We start from the raw sequence: 532 nt of genomic DNA on the forward strand, positions 1-532 counted from the left end.
CGCAACCCTTGTCATTAGTTGCTACATTTAGTTGAGCACTCTAATGAGACTGCCGGTGACAAACCGGAGGAAGGTGGGGATGACGTCAAGTCCTCATGGCCCTTATGGGTAGGGCTTCACACGTCATACAATGGTACATACAGAGGGCCGCCAACCCGCGAGGGGGAGCTAATCCCAGAAAGTGTATCGTAGTCCGGATCGCAGTCTGCAACTCGACTGCGTGAAGTTGGAATCGCTAGTAATCGCGGATCAGCATGTCGCGGTGAATACGTTCCCGGGTCTTGTACACACCGCCCGTCACACCATGGGAGCGGGTTTTACCAGAAGTAGGTAGCTTAACCGCAAGGGGGGCGCTTACCACGGTAGGATTCGTGACTGGGGTGAAGTCGTAACAAGGTAGCCGTATCGGAAGGTGCGGCTGGATCACCTCCTTTCTAGAGTAGCACCGGAGTCAGCCTCAAAACTGAACTCATCATCAAGCGTCCACGCTTATCGACTGTTGAACAAAGAACACAGTTTCGGGGCTGTAGCT

1 rRNA gene is annotated in these 532 nt (G+C 53.6%); it reads left to right on the forward strand.

What is annotated here, in order from left to right:
- A 16S ribosomal RNA gene (locus ACFPOU_RS23825) occupies positions 1-434 on the forward strand; the annotation flags it as partial.
- Positions 435-532 lie beyond the last annotated feature (98 nt).

The sequence above is a fragment of the Massilia jejuensis genome (assembly GCF_042656795.1).
GTDB classification, from domain to species: domain Bacteria; phylum Pseudomonadota; class Gammaproteobacteria; order Burkholderiales; family Burkholderiaceae_D; genus Telluria; species Telluria jejuensis.